Annotated in this window: 17 protein-coding genes and 1 tRNA gene; 8 read left to right on the top strand and 10 right to left on the bottom strand. The window is 65.9% G+C overall.

Features of this window, described 5'->3' with window-relative positions; all coding sequences use genetic code 11:
* Positions 1-93 precede the first annotated feature (93 nt).
* Positions 94-1,413 carry an NAD(P)/FAD-dependent oxidoreductase gene (locus BLQ71_RS04000; RefSeq protein WP_074620798.1) on the top strand — a complete coding sequence of 440 codons (1,320 nt, stop codon included), beginning with the start codon at positions 94-96 and terminating at the stop codon, positions 1,411-1,413.
* A 12-nt stretch (positions 1,414-1,425) separates the two neighbouring features.
* The gene (locus BLQ71_RS03995) at positions 1,426-1,785 is read left to right on the top strand and encodes a DUF5368 domain-containing protein (RefSeq protein WP_069208801.1); all 360 of its coding nucleotides are present in this window, start codon (positions 1,426-1,428) and stop codon (positions 1,783-1,785) included.
* Here the strand turns inward: BLQ71_RS03995 and BLQ71_RS03990 are convergent.
* The 4 genes from BLQ71_RS03990 to BLQ71_RS03975 all read right to left on the bottom strand — a co-directional run bounded on the left by BLQ71_RS03990 (position 1,737) and on the right by BLQ71_RS03975 (position 7,341).
* The gene (locus BLQ71_RS03990; RefSeq protein ID WP_074620797.1) at positions 1,737-2,561 is read right to left on the bottom strand and encodes a nitrilase-related carbon-nitrogen hydrolase; all 825 of its coding nucleotides are present in this window, start codon (positions 2,559-2,561) and stop codon (positions 1,737-1,739) included. The genes BLQ71_RS03995 and BLQ71_RS03990 overlap by 49 nt on opposite strands.
* Positions 2,562-2,776: 215 nt before the next feature.
* Entirely contained in the window at positions 2,777-4,450 is a 1,674-nt protein-coding gene (locus BLQ71_RS03985) for a sulfatase-like hydrolase/transferase (RefSeq protein ID WP_074621003.1), read from the bottom strand.
* A gap of 82 nt (positions 4,451-4,532) precedes the next feature.
* Positions 4,533-6,332, bottom strand: coding sequence for an ABC transporter ATP-binding protein (locus tag BLQ71_RS03980; protein WP_074620796.1), 1,800 nt, complete (start codon positions 6,330-6,332; stop codon positions 4,533-4,535).
* A gap of 13 nt (positions 6,333-6,345) precedes the next feature.
* Positions 6,346-7,341: an NAD-dependent epimerase/dehydratase family protein gene (locus BLQ71_RS03975; protein WP_074620795.1), complete on the bottom strand. Its 996-nt coding sequence runs from the start codon at positions 7,339-7,341 to the stop codon at positions 6,346-6,348.
* 141 nt (positions 7,342-7,482) lie between these two features.
* On the opposite strand from BLQ71_RS03975, the gene BLQ71_RS03970 reads away from it, so the two are divergent.
* Positions 7,483-8,598 carry a glycosyltransferase family 2 protein gene (locus BLQ71_RS03970; protein WP_074620794.1) on the top strand — a complete coding sequence of 372 codons (1,116 nt, stop codon included), beginning with the start codon at positions 7,483-7,485 and terminating at the stop codon, positions 8,596-8,598.
* 10 nt (positions 8,599-8,608) lie between these two features.
* Here BLQ71_RS03970 and BLQ71_RS03965 read toward each other — a convergent pair whose 3' ends face one another.
* From BLQ71_RS03965 to BLQ71_RS03950, 5 genes are all read right to left on the bottom strand, one after another.
* On the bottom strand, positions 8,609-9,583 hold the full coding sequence (locus tag BLQ71_RS03965) for a sensor histidine kinase (RefSeq protein ID WP_074620793.1): 975 nt from the start codon (positions 9,581-9,583) through the stop codon (positions 8,609-8,611).
* On the bottom strand, positions 9,580-10,254 hold the full coding sequence (locus BLQ71_RS03960) for a response regulator transcription factor (protein ID WP_074620792.1): 675 nt from the start codon (positions 10,252-10,254) through the stop codon (positions 9,580-9,582). The genes BLQ71_RS03965 and BLQ71_RS03960 overlap by 4 nt, the downstream gene beginning before the upstream one ends.
* Positions 10,254-11,738 (bottom strand): DUF4153 domain-containing protein, encoded by a 1,485-nt coding sequence (locus BLQ71_RS03955; protein ID WP_121498750.1) that lies wholly within the window; start codon positions 11,736-11,738, stop codon positions 10,254-10,256. The genes BLQ71_RS03960 and BLQ71_RS03955 overlap by 1 nt, the downstream gene beginning before the upstream one ends.
* A gap of 273 nt (positions 11,739-12,011) precedes the next feature.
* Positions 12,012-12,161, bottom strand: coding sequence for a hypothetical protein (locus tag BLQ71_RS26295; RefSeq protein WP_157923280.1), 150 nt, complete (start codon positions 12,159-12,161; stop codon positions 12,012-12,014).
* 294 nt (positions 12,162-12,455) lie between these two features.
* A complete protein-coding gene (locus BLQ71_RS03950; protein WP_074620790.1) occupies positions 12,456-13,367 on the bottom strand; it encodes a LysR family transcriptional regulator in 912 nt (303 codons plus the stop codon).
* Positions 13,368-13,612: 245 nt separating this feature from the next.
* Here BLQ71_RS03950 and BLQ71_RS26290 point away from each other — a divergent pair, with 245 nt between their 5' ends.
* Genes BLQ71_RS26290 through BLQ71_RS03930 form a run of 5 tightly spaced genes read left to right on the top strand, consistent with a single transcriptional unit; the run spans position 13,613 to position 15,930 of the window.
* Entirely contained in the window at positions 13,613-13,801 is a 189-nt protein-coding gene (locus tag BLQ71_RS26290) for a hypothetical protein (protein WP_083342144.1), read from the top strand.
* Complete coding sequence (locus BLQ71_RS27040) at positions 13,728-14,186, top strand: FAD-dependent oxidoreductase (protein ID WP_074620789.1); 459 nt, start codon at positions 13,728-13,730, stop codon at positions 14,184-14,186. The genes BLQ71_RS26290 and BLQ71_RS27040 overlap by 74 nt, the downstream gene beginning before the upstream one ends.
* Entirely contained in the window at positions 14,126-14,647 is a 522-nt protein-coding gene (locus BLQ71_RS03940; protein WP_367888663.1) for an NAD(P)/FAD-dependent oxidoreductase, read from the top strand. Before BLQ71_RS27040 ends, BLQ71_RS03940 begins: the two co-directional genes overlap by 61 nt.
* Before the next feature lie 3 nt (positions 14,648-14,650).
* Complete coding sequence (locus BLQ71_RS03935; protein WP_083342143.1) at positions 14,651-14,935, top strand: (2Fe-2S)-binding protein; 285 nt, start codon at positions 14,651-14,653, stop codon at positions 14,933-14,935.
* A complete protein-coding gene (locus BLQ71_RS03930; RefSeq protein ID WP_074620787.1) occupies positions 14,935-15,930 on the top strand; it encodes an NAD(P)/FAD-dependent oxidoreductase in 996 nt (331 codons plus the stop codon). The genes BLQ71_RS03935 and BLQ71_RS03930 overlap by 1 nt, the downstream gene beginning before the upstream one ends.
* Before the next feature lie 513 nt (positions 15,931-16,443).
* Here BLQ71_RS03930 and BLQ71_RS26285 read toward each other — a convergent pair.
* Positions 16,444-16,549: transfer RNA gene (locus BLQ71_RS26285), tRNA-Arg, on the bottom strand.
* Positions 16,550-16,599: the final 50 nt, after the last annotated feature.

Below are 16,599 nucleotides of genomic sequence, written 5' to 3'. Positions count from 1 at the left end.
AAACCAGCCTCACACATTCAACTTTCTTGACCTGAGTCAATGTCACGGCATGCCGTTGTATTCAAAATCCCGCACATGTCTCGGAGGAGCTACATGACAGAATCACCTTTCAAGCCCTCGCGCCGGGGGTTCCTTACGCTGGCCGCCGGGGCGGGTGCCTTGGCCGCGGCGGGCACCGCCGAGCGGGCGCAGGCCCAGACCGCCACCAAAGCAAAGATCGTCATCATCGGCGCGGGCGCCGGCGGCACGGCTCTGGCCAACCGCCTGGTGCGGCGGCTGGACGGTGCCCGGATCACCCTTGTCGACCCGCGCGCCGACCACCTGTACCAGCCCGGCCTGTCGCTTGTGGCCGCCGGTCTCAAACCCTCGGGCTACGTCGTCTCGAAGACGGTCGACTGGCTGCCGCGCGGCGTGACGCTGGTTCCCGAGGCCGCCGCCGGAATCGATCCCGAGACCCGCACCGTGACCACGACGGGCGGCACCTCGCTGTCCTATGACTTTCTGGTCGTGGCACCCGGGTTGGTCCTGGATCATGACGCCATCGAGGGATTCTCGCTGGACATGGTGGGCGAAAACGGCATCGGCGCGCTATATGCCGGGCCGCAATATGCCGCCGCCACCTGGAAGGCCGCGCAACGGTTCACCGAAACCGGCGGCCTGGGGATCTTCACCCGCCCGGCGACAGAGATGAAATGCGCCGGGGCACCGCTCAAACACACTTTCCTGATCGACGACATCGCCCGCACCAGTGGCACGCGCGGCAAGGCACAGTTCCTCTATGCCGCACCGCAGGGATCGCTGTTCGGCGTGCCCATCGTGGCGGAAAAGGTGCGGATGCTGTTCGGCGACCGGGGCATCGACACGGCGATGCAGCACACATTGAAATCCATTGATGCCGGCGCAAAGCGGGCCACCTTTGCCGATGCCACGGGCGCCGATGTGCAGATGGAATACGACTATATCCACGTCATCCCGCCGCAGCGCGCGCCGGAGGTGATCCGCCAGTCGGGCCTGTCATGGGCCGACAAGTGGACGGATCAGGGCTGGGTCGAATGCGACATGGCCAGCCTGCGGCACCTGCGCTTCGACAACATCTGGGCACTTGGCGACGTCGCCGGCGTGCCCAAGGGCAAGACCGCCGCCAGCGTCAAATGGCAGGTGCCGGTGGTCGAGGACGGGCTGATCGCCGCCATCGAAGACCGCGAGACGGTCGAGGCCTACAACGGCTACACCTCCTGCCCGATGATCACCCGCGTCGGCCGCGCCATGCTGGTCGAGTTCGACTACAACAACAACCTGGTGCCCTCCTTCCCCGGCGTGATCGCGCCGCTGGAAGAGCTCTGGATCAGCTGGCTGATGAAGGAGGTCGCGCTCAAGGCCACCTACAACGCCATGCTGCGTGGCCGGGCCTGAGGAGAAAGACCCATGAAAGACCTGACATTCGGCACCATCCTCGCCGTCTTCGAAGAAATCTTTGGCAAGGGGCTGTTCTGGGGCATGGTCGTGGTGGCCGTGCTGGTGACGCTGGCCTATCTCTACGTCCTGATCCGCGACCGTAGCATCAGCTGGCGGAAATTCCTGCTGGCGCAGCTGTCGATGCCACTGGGCGCGGTGGCGGCGGTCTGGTTCGTGCTGCGCATGACCCATTCGCACCTGTCCAACATCGGCGGGCCGGTGGACGTGATCCTGTTGCTGGGGATCGCCGTGGCCGGGGCGATCGGGCTGGCGATCCTCGTCTACACGTTGCAATCCCTTGTCGTCCGCCCCCGGATCGAGTCCGACTGATCCCCGCCCACCCGCAATGACCGCCGGTCGTCCAGGTAGCGCAGCCGCGATTGCGCGGCATGCACCCGGCCGATGTCGAGATCGGCCATCAGGATCTCTGCCGCCGCGCCGGCCCGTGCGGCGGCGGTGCCATCCGGAGCGACGATGCAGCTTGCCCCGAGGAACGCCAGGCCGTTCTCTGTCCCCGCGCTGTTGGCATAGGCCACGTAGAACCCGTTTTCAAAGACGCGTGCGGGGATCAGGTTCTGGGCCACCACCAGCCATTGCGCACCCAGCGCCGTGGGCACAAGCACCAGTTGCGCTCCCTCTGCCGCGACATGACGCAGGGTTTCGGGAAACTCGGCGTCGTAGCAGATCAGCGTCGCGCAGGTGACACCCCTCCAGCGGAAAACTGGCATCCCTGTCCCGGCGTGTAGTAGCGCCTCTCGAACCCCGGCGGGATCGCCAGTTTGCGTTGGCGGGTCAGCACCGCTCCTTGCGGAGAGACACAAAGCGCCGAGTTGTGGCCCCCAGTCTGCCGCCTCGGCAAAGCCGTAGTGGATCGCCACGCCAGCCTCGCGGGAAAGGTCCCGCATTGCGCCAAAGATCCTGCCATTGGCCGGTTCCGCACGCTCGTGCACTGCATCGCCGATATTGTATCCGCAGGCAAAGAGTTCAGGCAGCAGCCCACGATCGGCCCCGTCAGCGGCGATTCCGGGCAGCGCCACGCGCAGCCGGTCCAGCCGCGCCACGACCGTGGAAAGCTCTCCCGGTGCCTGGGCGAGGGCCAGCCTCATGTCCCTGCCCCGGGCAGAGCCTCGGCGCAGTCGCCAGCGCAGATGACGGCCCCCTGCCCCGACGGCTTTCCCGCCTTTTGCACGCAATGGTTCATCGGCCAAACTTCCCCAGCGGTCTCGGTCACGACACCCGTTTGCCCGCCAGGTCACGGCGTTGTATCGCGGCAACGACATCTCCGGTCACCGCGGGACAGGTATGGCCGGGTAGCCCGGCCTTACCCCCCTTTCGGCCCGCGCTTCATGTCCGGTGCCTTGCGGCCCCGGTAGCGCACCGTCAGTTCCAGCGGGACGTCGTTCTCGTCGTAGACCCCCAGGACGACGCCGCGCCGCCCGGATTTCTGCCGCATCTCCATCAACTGAGCCTCTGACCGCGTGGTGCGCTGCGAGGGACGCCGCGTCCAGGCGAACAGCTTGTCGTACATGTCCTCGATCACCCCGGCATGCTCGGCACTGGCGCCCAGGTCGACCAGTTCCTGCGGGTCCTCCTGCAGGTCGAAAAGCAAGGGCCGATAGCCGCCTTCGCAATGGATCAGCTTGTACCGCCTGTCGATCACGCAGAACATGACCGCATCGCGCACCGGCGCCCGTATCTTCGCCGCCACGGGCGAACCGGAATAGTCGTATTCGCAGATCGCGTAGTCGCGCAGCGTGCCGGTCCGTTCACCGTGCAGGATCGGCACAAGGCTTTCGCCCTCCAGGATATGCGCGGGCGGCTCACCGCCCGCGACCTCGACGAAGGTGGGCGCAAGGTCGATGCTTTCCACCAGCGCGTCGCAGACCGTGCCGCGCGTGGCGTCGGCCTCTGGCGAAGGGTCGTAGACGATCAGCGGCACCCGGGTCGAGGTGTCGTGGAAGAAGGTCTTTTCCCCCATCCAGTGGTCGCCCAGGAAATCACCGTGGTCCGAGGTCAGCACGATCAGCGTGTCCTCCATCCGCCCGGTGCGCTCCATCCAGTCGAACAGCCGCCCCATCTGGTCGTCGGCCTGCTTGATAAGCCCCATGTAGGCCGGAATGACCGCCTCTCGCACCTCCGCGCGCGAGAACGCCTCGCCCACACGGGTGTCCATGAAGGCGCGCAGCACCGGGTGCGTGTCCTGCCGTTCCCCGTCAGACCGGATGACCTCCTGCACGTCGTCGGGACCGTACATGCTGGCATAGGGTTCGGGCACGATGTAGGGCCAGTGCGGCTTGATAAAGCTCAGGTGACAGCACCACGGCGCCGTCGCCTGCTCCATGAAGGCCATGCCACGCCCGGTCAGGTAGGGGGTTTCGCTGTCCTCCTCGGCGATGTTGGCAGCCTCGCGGGCGTTCTTCAGGAACCAGCCCGACAGGACGTTGCCGGCGTCATCCAGCCCCGAATTGGCAAAGTCATGCCAGGGGTTGTCGCTCTCATAGCCCCTGGCGCGCAGGTACTTGTTGTACTCTCTGGCCCCGTCCGGATCATAGGACCCATCCGGCCCCTCCGGCAGCATGCCGTCATCCCGTTCGAAGACGTCGAAACCGCATTCTGCCACCCGCGCCCCGATCAGGCTGTCGGGTTCAAGACCCAGCCGGGCCATGCCCTCGGCATCGGCGCGCATGTGGGTCTTGCCTACAAGGTTGCAGGACATGCCCAGCTTGCGCAGGTGATCGCCCAGGGTCAACTCGCCAACCTTGAGCGGAATGCCGTTCCAGCTGGCCCCGTGGCTGTGGACGTAGCGCCCGGTATAGGTGGACATCCGGGAAGACCCGCAGATCGGTGACTGGATATAGGCCCGGTCGAAGCGCACCCCGCGCGTGGCCAGACGGTCGATATTGGGGGTTTTCAGCGTCCTGTGACCGTAGCAGCCCAGGTAGTCCCAGCGCAGCTGGTCGAACATGATGAACAGGATGTTCCTGGGCTTGGCCATGATTTCCCCCTCCGGCAAGGTTGTTGCCCTGTCAACCTTCTCTCATTCCTAGCGCGGATGCGGCCAAACGGGAAGCCCGCGGCTAGTGCTGGTTGCGGATCAGCCCGGCAAAGGCGCCACCGGCCCGGCCCATCAGCTCTGTCGGAGTACCGGTTTCAACCAGCCTGCCTTCGGAAAGAACCACGATACTGTCGCACCAGGTCACGGTCGACAGCCTGTGCGCGATGATGACCAGCGTTTTGCCCGCCTGGGACCGGCGCAGGTTCTCCATGATCGCGGTCTCTGTGCGGGTGTCCAGCTCGTTGGTGGCCTCATCCAGGATCAGCACATCCGGCCGCGTCAACAGGGCGCGGGCAAAGGCGATCCGCTGGCGCTGGCCGCCGGAGAGCAACACGCCCTTGGCCCCGATGCGCGTGTCGAACCCTTTGGGCAGGGCCTGGACGAATGTATCGCACTGGGCCTGGTGGGCGACCTCGCGGATCTGCGCCTCGCTGGCATCCTGGGCGCCGTAGGCGATATTCTCGGCGACGGTGCCGTCAAAGATATGCGTCACCTGCGGCACGATCGCCACCCGCCGCCGCCAGGTCCCCAGGTCGATCTCGCGCAGGTCCATGCCGTCGACCTCCACATGCCCCTGCGTCGGATCGAATTCCCGCCCCAGCAGCCGGGCAACCGTCGTCTTTCCGGACCCCGAATGACCCACGAAGGCCACGGACCCTCCGGCGGGGATCTCGATGTCGATGCCGTCCAGGCTGAGCTCTGAGCGACCGGGATAGCGATAGCTGACGTCGCGCAGGCGGATGCCCTGCGCCAGGCCGGAATAGGGACGGTTTCCGCTGGGCAGTGCCGAGGCGGCGCAGGCTTCGCCCACGCGGCCCACTTCTTCGACGGCATAGGACAGTTGGCGCATCTTGTTGACCCCCACCATGACCCCGCGCAACGACCGTGCAGCGCGGAACAGGATCAGCAGGAACACCGCCACGCTGGGGCCGCCGATGCCGAAATGGAACATCAGCGACAGCAATACCGCGACGAAGATCGCGACCAGCACCTCGAAACTGGGACCGATCACGTTCTGGATCAGCTGCATTCGCAGGTAGACCTTTTCCACCCGGCGCGACAATGCATCAAAGCGCGCGCCCTCGGCGGCGGCCTGGTCGTATTGGCGGATGGCCGGCAGACCTTCCATCGTTTCCCAGAACCGGCCGATGAAATCCGTGTTCGAGGCCACCGCCTCGGCGCTGGCGCGGTTGGTGGCATCGGTCATCACCCGCGACACCAGCATGAACAGCCCGCCGACACCCATCGCCAGCAGTGTCGCCTGCCAGGACACGATGGCCAGCACTCCCAGGAGCACCACCAGCGCGCAGGCATTGACCAGGATGCGGAACAGGTCGCCCAGAACCTCGACCGAGCGCCAGGTTTCCGAGATCATGGCATTGGCGATCTCACCGGTCTGGGTCTGGTTGATATGGCTGCTGCTGGCCATGAGGATCTGGCCGTTCAGCTTGCTGCGCAAAAGGTGGCCCGCACGGCAGTTCACAAAGGCAAAGACCGCCACGTTCAGGTAGTTGACCGCGTTCTTGAGCACGATGCCAAGCACCGCCATTGTCAGCAGCCCGGTAAAGACCCAGTCCGGCGGAAACCAGTCGTCGACCCAGCCCAGCAGCGCCGGCAGCGTGCCCTCTGCCCCCGACTGGCCCGGCAGATGCGCAAGGATCGGCAGAAAGAGATAAAGGCTGATCCCCTCGAAAAGCGACGAGACAAGGCCCAGTGCGACAACCACGAAAACCGACCCCCGGCTGGCCCTGAGCAGACCGAGCACGCGCCCGAACCGCCGCCATTCCGCGGTTTGCATCCTGTCGCGCAACAGAGCCTTCATCCGCGAAGCCGCCCTATTTCGCGCGCCGCACGTCCGGCGAGGGTTTCATCACGTCCCGGAACCACTGCATCGTGCGCCGCACGCCGTCTTCGTAGGGGACTTCGCATTTCCAGCCGGGCAGGATTTTGTTGGCCAGCGTCAGGTCCGGGCAACGGTTGGTCGGATCGTCCGGCGGGCTGGGCATGTGCACGATCTCGGGTTGGCCTGTCAGGTCGCCGATATAGCGCGCGACGCCGCCCACCGAGATCTCGCGGTTATTGCCAATGTTCAGCGGGCCGGGATAGTCGATCGCATCCCGCCAGAAGAACCGCGCCAGCCCCTCGACGATATCGTCGATGTAGCCCCAGCTGCGGGTCTGTGTGCCATCGCCGTAAATGGTCATCGGCGCCCCGGACAGCGCCTGGCTGATGAAATTGGACACCGCCCGCCCATCGTCGACGCGGGTGCGCGGGCCATAGACGTTGAACAGCCGCGCGACCCGGATATCCAGCCCCCGCGTCCGGCGCATCTCGAACAGCAGGGACTCGGTCACGCGCTTGCTTTCGTCGTAAGAGGATCGCGGGCCGGTACAGCTGACCGCGCCAAGATAGGTTTCGGGCTGCGGCGTCACCACCGGATCGCCGTAGACCTCGGAGGTGGAGGTATAGCAGAACCGCCCGTCCTCCTTCAGGTAGCGCAGCAGGTTGATCGCCCCGACGATATTGGCCGAAATCGTGCGTTGCGGATCGCTCATGTACCATTGCGGCGAGGCGGGCGACGCCAAGTGATACACCTCGTCGAACAGGCTGTCCGAGGTGAACTTTTCCACATCGCATTCGGCAAATGAAAAGCGGCTGTCGCGAACATGCGCGATGTTGTCGACCGTCCCGGTCCACAGGTTGTCGACGCAGACAAGGGCGGACAGATCATCCCGCGCCAGCAATGCATCGCACAAATGGGAGCCGATGAAACCACACCCCCCGGAAACAAGCACTCTGGCGCCCCGGGAAGGGGAAGAGTGTCTTTTCATCTGTCAAATCTCACTTCAATCAACCGAGAAACCAAATCCTGCGCATGGGCTTGTCGCCCCGGACCCAAGCCGCCATACCGGCGTAAACCACAGTGAATTCTGCCATCAATGGTAGCTTGTCAAGAAAGCACGGACACGGAAATGTCGCAAGCGGATACCCCTTCGGTCAGCGTGATCATCCCGGTCTACAACGGCGCTGCTTTCGTTGAACTTACCATCTTGTCGGCCTCACGGCAAACGCATGAAAACCTTGAAATAATTGTAGTTGATGATGGATCGACGGATGCCACGCCCGACATCCTGCGCGAGTTGGCTTCCAGGATGGACAACCTGCGCGTGATTACGATTCCCAACGGTGGTGTCGCCAATGCCCGGAATGTCGGCACCCGCGCCTCTGCCGCCGACTATGTCGCCTATCTCGACGCGGACGACCTGTGGCACCCCACCAAGATCGCCCGGCAGGTCGCCGCGCTGGAACGGCACAAGGGCGATCCCGACTGGGTCGCCTGCTACGCCCTCTTCCGCACCATCAACACCCACGGTGAGGTGCGCGGGGACGGGCTGGTGCATGACGCGCGCGGCGCGATCTTTCCCAGTCACCTGGTCGTCAACCACGTCGGCAACGGCAGCAGCCTGCTTGTCCGGCGCGAGGCAGCGCTGGAGGTCGGCGGTTTCGATCCCTCCTATGCCCAGAACGGCATCGGCGGCTGCGAGGACCGGGATTTCCAGTTGCGGCTGTTGCGGCGCTACAAGATGGAAGTCGTGCGCGAGTATCTTGTCGGCTATCGCATCTACGCGGGCAACATGTCCTCGAACCGTTACGCGATGTCGCTTGGCGGCAATGCCGTGGTCGAGAAGTTCATGGCAGATCCCAGGATCAGCCGGGAAATCCGCAAGCTGGCCCTGGCCACGACCTACAGCAACGCGGTGATCCGGCTGTCGCGCGGCCTGCACCTGCGTGATGCTGGTGCGATCCTGGGCAAGGCGATGATCGAGACGCCCCTGGCCTTTTTCCGTATCATGCTGACTCGCCTCGGGCAGTTCCTGGAGGTCGCCAAGAAACGCATCAAGACCCGCCTGGGCCTGCTGCCCAAACCGGGTCAGGGCGACCTGCGGATGTTCGAGGACTACGACCCGACAGAGGCGATTGCCGAAGGCGCGCCTTATGCCCCGTCCTACCGTCCGGTCCTCGACCGCAACGATGCCGCCTATGAACAGCGGTTGTCGCAGGTCACGCCCCTGCCCGCCCCTGCCTAGGCCCGGACGGCTAACGCACGCTGGGTGCGAATACGATCCGCAGCCGCGTGCCCCGTTCCGCCGGCAGCAGCCGGATGGCGGCGCCGTGGGCGCTCAGCAGGCTGCGGACGATGGCCAGTCCCATGCCGGTGCCCCCTGCGCCGCGTCGCGTGGTGAAAAACGGGTCGAAGACGCGCCCGGCATTGCCCGGCGAAATCCCTGCCCCGTCATCCTGCACCTCCAGGAAGGCCGCGCCGTTCCCTGTCCCTGCGTGCAACAGAACCCGGCCTGCGCCATGTTCGCCCGCATTGCGCAACAGCTGGCCTAGAACGATCTTCATGCCCGCCCCGGCGATCGGCAAGGGCACGCTGCCGCCCTCGACCTGCAAGACCAGATTCGCGTGGTCCTCGCGCAGGCCCGGCAGCAGATCGTCCAGCCTGGACGTGCCGAGGTAGCGCGTCTCCCGCGCGCGGGCGACATCGCGCAGCGCGGCAAGCTGGCGCTCGATCTGGGTGCAGGCGCCGTCGACCTGCGCCACCAGCGCCGCGTCGTCACGGCCCAGCGCCCCGCCATCCTCCAACAGCTCACTGGCCGCGCGGATCGCGGTGACGGGGGTACGCAACTCATGTGTCACCTGGTCGGTAAAGGCGCGGATCGTCGCCTCTCGGTCGCGCAGCGTCTCGGCCATCGCGATCACCCGGCGGGCGGTGGCATGCAGTTCATGGGTGCCGAAATGGCGCGGCGGCGCCGGGGTGTCGCCCCTTTCCTGCGCCTCGGCATAGGCCTCGAGCGCGCGGATCGGGCGCAGCAAGAGCCGCACCAGCAGCCAGCCCAGGACCGCCGTCACCAGCGTGATCGACAGGGCCAGCAGGATCGCCGCGTTGCGGAACCCGATCACCGGCCCCAGGTAACGCAGCGCCACCAGCCCCGCGAAGGACACCACCAGCGTCGCGCCCAGCGCCCCGCCAAGGACAAAGCTCAGCGAGGGCCGCCAATGCCCGGTCATCGACACGGCCCCATCCGCATCCCCTGCCCGTGCACCGTCTCGACCGCCTCGGCGCAGCCGGCCTCGGCAAGCTTGCGGCGCAGGTTGCGAAGGTGGCTGTCCAGCGTCCGGTCCGACACCGCGCTTTGCGCCCCCCAAAGCGCGGCGACAAGGTCGGCGCGCGGCGTCAGGCGCGCGGGCTCCTGCATCAGCCGCGCGAGGAGGCCGAATTCGGTTGCGGTCAGAGCGATCTCGGCGGGACCAAAGCGGCAGAGCCGCGCATGGCAATCGAGCGACAAGCGCCCCCGTTCCAGCCGTGCCGGAACGGTCCCGCGCGCGGTGCGCTTCAGAATCGCGCCCACCCGCGCGACCAGTTCGCGCGGGCTGAAGGGTTTTGTCACATAGTCGTCGGCCCCCAGTTCCAGGCCGAGAATGCGGTCGATCTCGTCATCCCGCGCGGTCAGAAAGAGGATCGGGACCTCGGATCGCGCGCGGATGCGGCGGCAGGTCTCGAACCCGTCCATCTCGGGCAGACCCACGTCCAGCACCACGAGGTCCGGCGCCTCGCGCGCGGCATGGGTCAGCGCCTGCTGCCCGTCGCCGGCGGTGATGACCGCGTGGCCCGCCCGTTCCAGCGCCAGCCGCACCAGTTCACGCAGGCGGGGATCGTCGTCCACGATCAGGATCTTCATCAGGGCCGCTCCACCATCACGCCTTGAACATAACGGCTTGCGCGCCAGCTGCGAAAGCCCCAACCCCGCCAGTCCTCGACCTCGGGACGAGTGATCCGGCACGGCCCCAAATGGACCGAACGCCCGATGACCCGGCCCAGGCCGCTTTCGACGATCGGCCCTGCGGCCATCGGACCCAGACCGCAGAGATACCGCAGGTCCGGCTCTGCCCGGGTCACGTTCTGTGCCGCGATCACCTGGGCGAAATTCACCATCGCGCAGAGGTACAGCGTCGCCAGCCCCAGAACACCGCCCCGCACCAGCAACCAGCGATTCGACCGCGCCCGCAGCACCTGCCATAGCGCCAGTCCCAGCCCCGCCGCCACCAGCGCCATCCAGATCAGCGCGTGCAGCCGCAGGTAGGTCAGCCCGAAGGTCTCGATGTAGAGGTCCAGACGCAGCGCTGCCGCCCCGCACAACACCATGTTCTGCATCAGCCAAAGCAGCAGCAGCGGCCGGATCAGGCGGTGTTCGCCCAGGAAAGGCCGCGCCGCCAGGGCGAATGCACCGGCCAGCACCGCCGCAGCCAACAGCGGATAGGCGCCGCGATGCGCGTATTCGGCCAGGGTCATCCCTTCGGGCAGATCGGCGCCCCCGAGCAGGATCGAGACATCGGTAAGGCTTTGTACCGCGATCAGCAGGTTGAAGACCGCCAGGCCGCGCAGGACGGATCCGGGGTTGAGCCATCCCGGCGCAATCGACGGTATCACAAGGCCGCGGGTCGCCCGGTCGCACGGCGGCACCGGCGCCAGGAACGGGCCGACCAACACCGCGATCCCGCCCCAGAAGACAAGGCGCCGTGCCATTTGCCAGAGATCCAGGTCGATCTGCACAAGCTGCGCCAACACAGGGTTCGCCTGCATCAAGAGCGCCACGAGCACCAATGCGCCGCCCAGCGGCAAGGCCCAGTCGCGCAAGACCTTGCGCGCCAACGGAACCGGCGCCTCCGCCAGGACAGCGGGCAAGGCAAACAGGCGGCGCGGGTCAAGCTGTGCCAGCCAGGCCACAGGCAACCGCCCCAGAAAGGCGCCCGTGGCGGACGACAGCGCCGCAATCGGCGCCGCCGGGTGATGCGCCCAGGTCAGCGCGCCTCCCAGCCCGACCAGCAGGAAGGCCAGCGAGAGCGGCTGCAGATGATCGACCGCCGGCAGGGCCGCGACCAGGAACAGCCCCACCGGGCGCCACCATGCACCGGCCCCCTGCAGACCCCATGCCAGGATCGCCGCGGCAAAGATCACCACCGAAAGGCCCGGCGCCCTGCCCCAGAACAGAAAGTCCGCCAGCGCCACAAGGGTCAGGACCGCCGCCACCCGCCGCGGAAACCGCACCCCGGCAGGGCCGGACCCGCCGTCGCCCTGCGCTGGCGGGGCTGCGCCCTCGTCAAGCCACCAGCCGTCTCTTGCCAATGCGTGTGGCAGCCCGGGAATACTCAATTGCCTGTCCATGTCCCACTCTCCCGTGTTTTGGAATGGGATCAGGATGGACCTGGCTGCGTGCAGGGCTTGCGCGCAAGTTGTGCAGATTTCGTGCAGGGCGGGGCAGCAAGGGCCTCTTCACTGGTCGAGGACGGCCTCCAAAGCCCAGTTGCGTAGGGCCTTCCAGTCTTTCGTGGCGCAGATCCGGAACCCGTAGTGCCGGCCCGGTTCCATGAGCCGTTCAGACCCGTGTGGACAGTGCCGCGCTTCGGCGCGGCCCCACAAACCGACCAAGGCCGCACGTTAACCCATCGGCAAACCATCCGCCCTGCGCCTGACGGTTTCGCGCATCTTGCGATAGAACCGCAATCCCTCCGGATCCAGCACGGCACGCGTTTCGCCGTTCTTGCCGGAATCCACGCCCGAGGCAGGCTGGCCCGTCCTATCGAACACATCCGAAACCTCCTGTCCCGGGACTTCGACAGGAGAATTTTGGTGGCAGTATTTCTCCGACAAGGTTTCAGGGCCGGCAAGCCGCCGACCGACCGGATGACACGCTGCGCGGTCGTCACAAAGGGCGGCAAGATCGCTTGGCGATCCGATCCTGGTGGCGGGTATTGCGCCGTCGTCAGGCCACTGCGTGCCCCACAACGCGACATGGACGGGTCCGCGAAGGTATCGAGCACCATAGGCAAAACAGCATTTTGCCAAACCGATGTGGGCCTTTTGCCAGGCGGCCCTGACTGCCTACGCCTTGAGGGCCGATGGAAGCAACCGGGTCCGGATCTGCTCGATCAGGCTGCCGAGATGCGGGGGAAACACCCGGTTTCGCCGGGCCAGCAGGTGAACGTAGACGGCCTGGAGTTGCGGCGCTTCGATGGCCACGCCTGCCAAAGTGCCGGATGCGATTTCCGCGCTGACGCTGAAAGCCGGCAGCACCGTCAGCGCGCGGCCCGCGACGGCCGTCCGGGTCAGCAGTGCGATGGAATTGCTGGTGAACCCGGGCGCGATGCTGTGCCCGCTGTCCAGGGCAGCGGCGTCAAGCATCTGGCGGATCCGGAATGACTGCCCCATCAAGGCCAACGGTTCGCGGCACAGCGCGTCAAAACCGATACTCTCGCGGCGGGCCAAGGGGCGATCCGCCCGCATGATCGCCATCAACGGAACCGGCGCGCGATAGCGCGACACGATCTGCGGATGGGACAGGGAATGAAAGCCAAGTCCGAAATGCACCTCGTCTTCGAGAAGCAGGCGCACCATCTGCGTGGTGTCGGTCACACTGACAGAGAGTGTCATGCCGGGAAACCCGTCCATGAAACTGTCAAGCGTGTCGTAGAGAGCCGGTCCCAGGAACCCTTCGCCTAGCGCCAGATGGACATGGCCTGACCGGCCGGAAGACAGGTCCTGAAGGCGGCCTTCGAGTTCATCGACACCGGCCCGGCGCGCCCGAAAATAGTCCATCACCGCGTGACCGGCCTCCGTCAGACGGATCTCGCGGCGGCCAGGTTCGATCAGGCTGGCACCGGTTTCCTCTTCCAGGCGCGCGATCTGGCGACTGATGGAAGACGGGGCCAGGTCCAGCACGTCGGCCGCAGCGCGCATGGAGCCGTGGCGCCATGCCTCGTAAAGAAGGGCTATCCGGCGATCATCCAGCTTCACGTCGGTCTCCTTGTCAGGCGTCGGAGCCGCCGATTTTGACAGCACCCATCAGGATACTGACAATCATGGTTTTTCGTTGCGTTTATCGCACCACGATCCGCGAAATACGGTCATTTATTGCAACTTTATCCTCCTGAACAATAGGCGTCGTCGCAGCCTTCCCCCCACGGCACGCAGGCCGGGTGAAGAGCGGGCCGGCGCAAGACCGGCAAGCCCCAAACGTCATGACAACAGTGAGGACACCAATGGACACCAGAGAAATAAACCCGTGGACATGGCAGGACGGCTTCGGTTTCGCCCATGCCCGCGAAGTCACCGGGGCAACGCGCGTCCTGACCCTGTCGGGTCAATGCGCCACCGATGCCACGGGCGCGCCACAGCATCCCGGCGACATGGCGCTGGCGGTCGCAAACCCCGGCGAGGTGCTGGCCTGACGGTGCCCTGCCTTGGCGAAGGGGCCGATCAGCGCGCCTGGGGCCTCGACAACCGGGTCATCGACCGGGCCGAGATCGACCGCATCGCGCCCTATCTTTCGGATCGCGTGATCGCGGCGGCCCTCTGCCGCTGGAGGGCAAGGCCGACGCCCGCACCGCTGGCCCCGCGATCGCCCGCGCCGCGAAGAAGTGCGGGGCAGAGATCCGCACCCGGACCGAGGTCACCGACCTGACCCGTAGCGGCACGGCCTGGCGTGTGACCCTGAAGACGGACGGCGCGACCGAAGCGGTCAGCACCCAGACCATCGTAATCCCCGCAGGCGTCTGGACCACGCGGATCGGCGCGATGATGGCGCCTATCTGCCGACCATCCCGCTGGCACTGATGATGACGGTGACGCGCAAGGTCCCGAAGCTGATCCCGCATCTGGTCCAGCACGCCGGCGGACGGCTGTCCCTGAAACAGGCGCTGGACGGCAACGTGCTGATCGGTGGCGGCTGGCCCGCGCGGCTGATCCGTGATGCGGTTGGCGACCCAGATTTCTCGGTCAAGCCCGAGCTTCTGCCGGCCTCGCTGGCCGGCAATGCCGATATGGCGATCCGCGTCCTGCCCGAACTCGCCCGGGTCCCCGCGATCCGCGGCTGGGTCGGCACGACAACCGTGACCGAGGACCAGTTGCCGCTGGTCGGCCCGGTGCCCGACATGCCCGGCGCCTTCGTCGCCACCGGCGGATCGGCCTTCACACTCGGCCCCAGCTTTGCCGAGGCGCTGGCCGCGCTGGTGTCGGGCCGGACACCGGAAACGGACCTGTCGAATTTCGACCCGGCCCGATACAGGAGGACCTGACAGATGGTCAAAGCCATTTGCATGGAAACGCCGCGCGGCCCGGAAGTCCGGTTCACCTTCGACGGCGCACCGATCACCGGCCACACGGGCGAGACACTGGCCGCCGCATTGCTGGCGGCAGGCATCCCGGCCTTCGGGATCACCCGCCAAGGTCAACCGCGCCTGCCGTTCTGCAACATGGGCACCCGTTTCGACTGTGCCGTCCGCGTCGACGGGCACCCGCTGGTCCGCGCTTGCCTGACGGATGTGCGTGAGGGAATGGACGTCAGAGCGCAGGAGGGGTCGTGATGCGCGATCTTGTCATCGTCGGGGCCGGATTGACGGTCACGGTCGCGGACGAACAGGCCCGGGCGGGTGGACAGATCTTTCGCCGCCCGCCCGCGGAATGGGGAACGCGGCACGGCACCTACCGGCCCTATGGCTGGGCGCGCGACCTGATCGAACGGTTCGAGGATCACCCCGGCATCCAGACGCATTTCCGCTCCACGGCCTTTGGCGTCCTGCGGGATCGCGTTGATCCGGACGCCGCAACCCTGAGCATGGCGGTCAGCACGCCCGGCGGAGGCCGTCAGATCGCCGCGCGGCGCCTGCTGCTGGCGACCGGGGCCGAAATCGCCGCCATCGCACTGGCCCGCGACCTGCCCGGACCGGCCGAGGTGCTTGCCCTTGGGTACGGCTTTACCCCGTCGACCGAACTGGCCCGGCAGGCCGGCTGCGACCTGATCTGGAATTCTGCCGGCGGCGGCTGGACGGTCGAACATGATGACACCTTCCGCTGCACTGCGCCGGGCATTTACGTCGCAGGCGAGCCGACAGGCGTTGCCGGGGCCGAACGCGCCCGGGCCGAGGGGCACATGGCGGGATTGACCATTGCCGTCTCGCTGGCCGGCCCTCTCGAAACCACCGATCTGACCCGCGCCCGCAAGCACCTCGCGAGCGCCGAGAGGTTGTCCGGCGTCATGCAACGGATGTTCGACCCACGTCGCAACGCGCTCGCCGAATTGTCGCGCCGGAATGACACCGTGATCTGCCGTTGCGAGGAAATCACCAGCGGTCAGATCGAGAAGGCCCTGGCCGACAATCCCTTCATGTCCTCTGCAAGCCCGGTGAAGCTGGAATGCCGCAGCGGGATGGGGCCGTGCCAGGGGCGCTATTGCGAAGGCACCATCGCAGCGCGAATTGCCGCGTCGAGAGGTATGCCGATCGCGAAATGCGGTCGCTTCAACGCCCATCTGCCGGTCAAGCCCATCCCGCTTGAAGCGTATCGGGGTCTCGACGAGTGACCAACCAAATCAAGATTTGAATTGCCGAATGACCATATCGTCGAGCCGCGCCCAAGCATCCGCCGGCACCCGAACAAGGCCGACACAGGGCAGAACACCATACAATCGCCACCACTTCCAACTGTCCAGGCAGATAGCCAATGGCCAGGTCTTGAGTTGGCCAACTGGTCGGGCTGTAACGACCAGTGCCGCCCCAAGCCCGCGTGAGCGCGCCGCGCTGCCCCGTCCCATCCGTCGCAGAACGATGCCCCGCGACCACGCCCCGACCGAACAGAGACCGACGATCATGGCGACGGCGAAATAGGAGCATGTGTCGAGTTCAAGGCACGAGGCTCAGAGAAAATGAACCCGGATTCGCGCAAGTCGGAAAAACGGCCAGGCTGGTCTGCCAAAACCGCTTGCCAGCGCTCATCCGGTCGGCGCGGGATGCGACGGGAACCCTTGCCAAGACGTTGAAACTGATACGCGTTACAGAAACGGTGACAGGACGTTCGACACAGGTGCTTGGTTTTTTGGCGCACCCGAAAGGATTCGAACCTATGGCCTCTGCCTTCGGAAGGCAGGAATTTTGGATGCCACCAGACCTCACCGGAACACATATCCATTTAACCACAAATACTTAACTTCCTGCCTTGTCCGAGGTGTTCCCAGGACGTATTTCATACTCAT

Origin of the sequence: Antarctobacter albus (genome assembly GCF_900101505.1) — a bacterium.
Taxonomy (GTDB): Bacteria; Pseudomonadota; Alphaproteobacteria; order Rhodobacterales; family Rhodobacteraceae; genus Antarctobacter; species Antarctobacter albus.
This window is presented reverse-complemented; position numbering and strand designations above follow the sequence as displayed.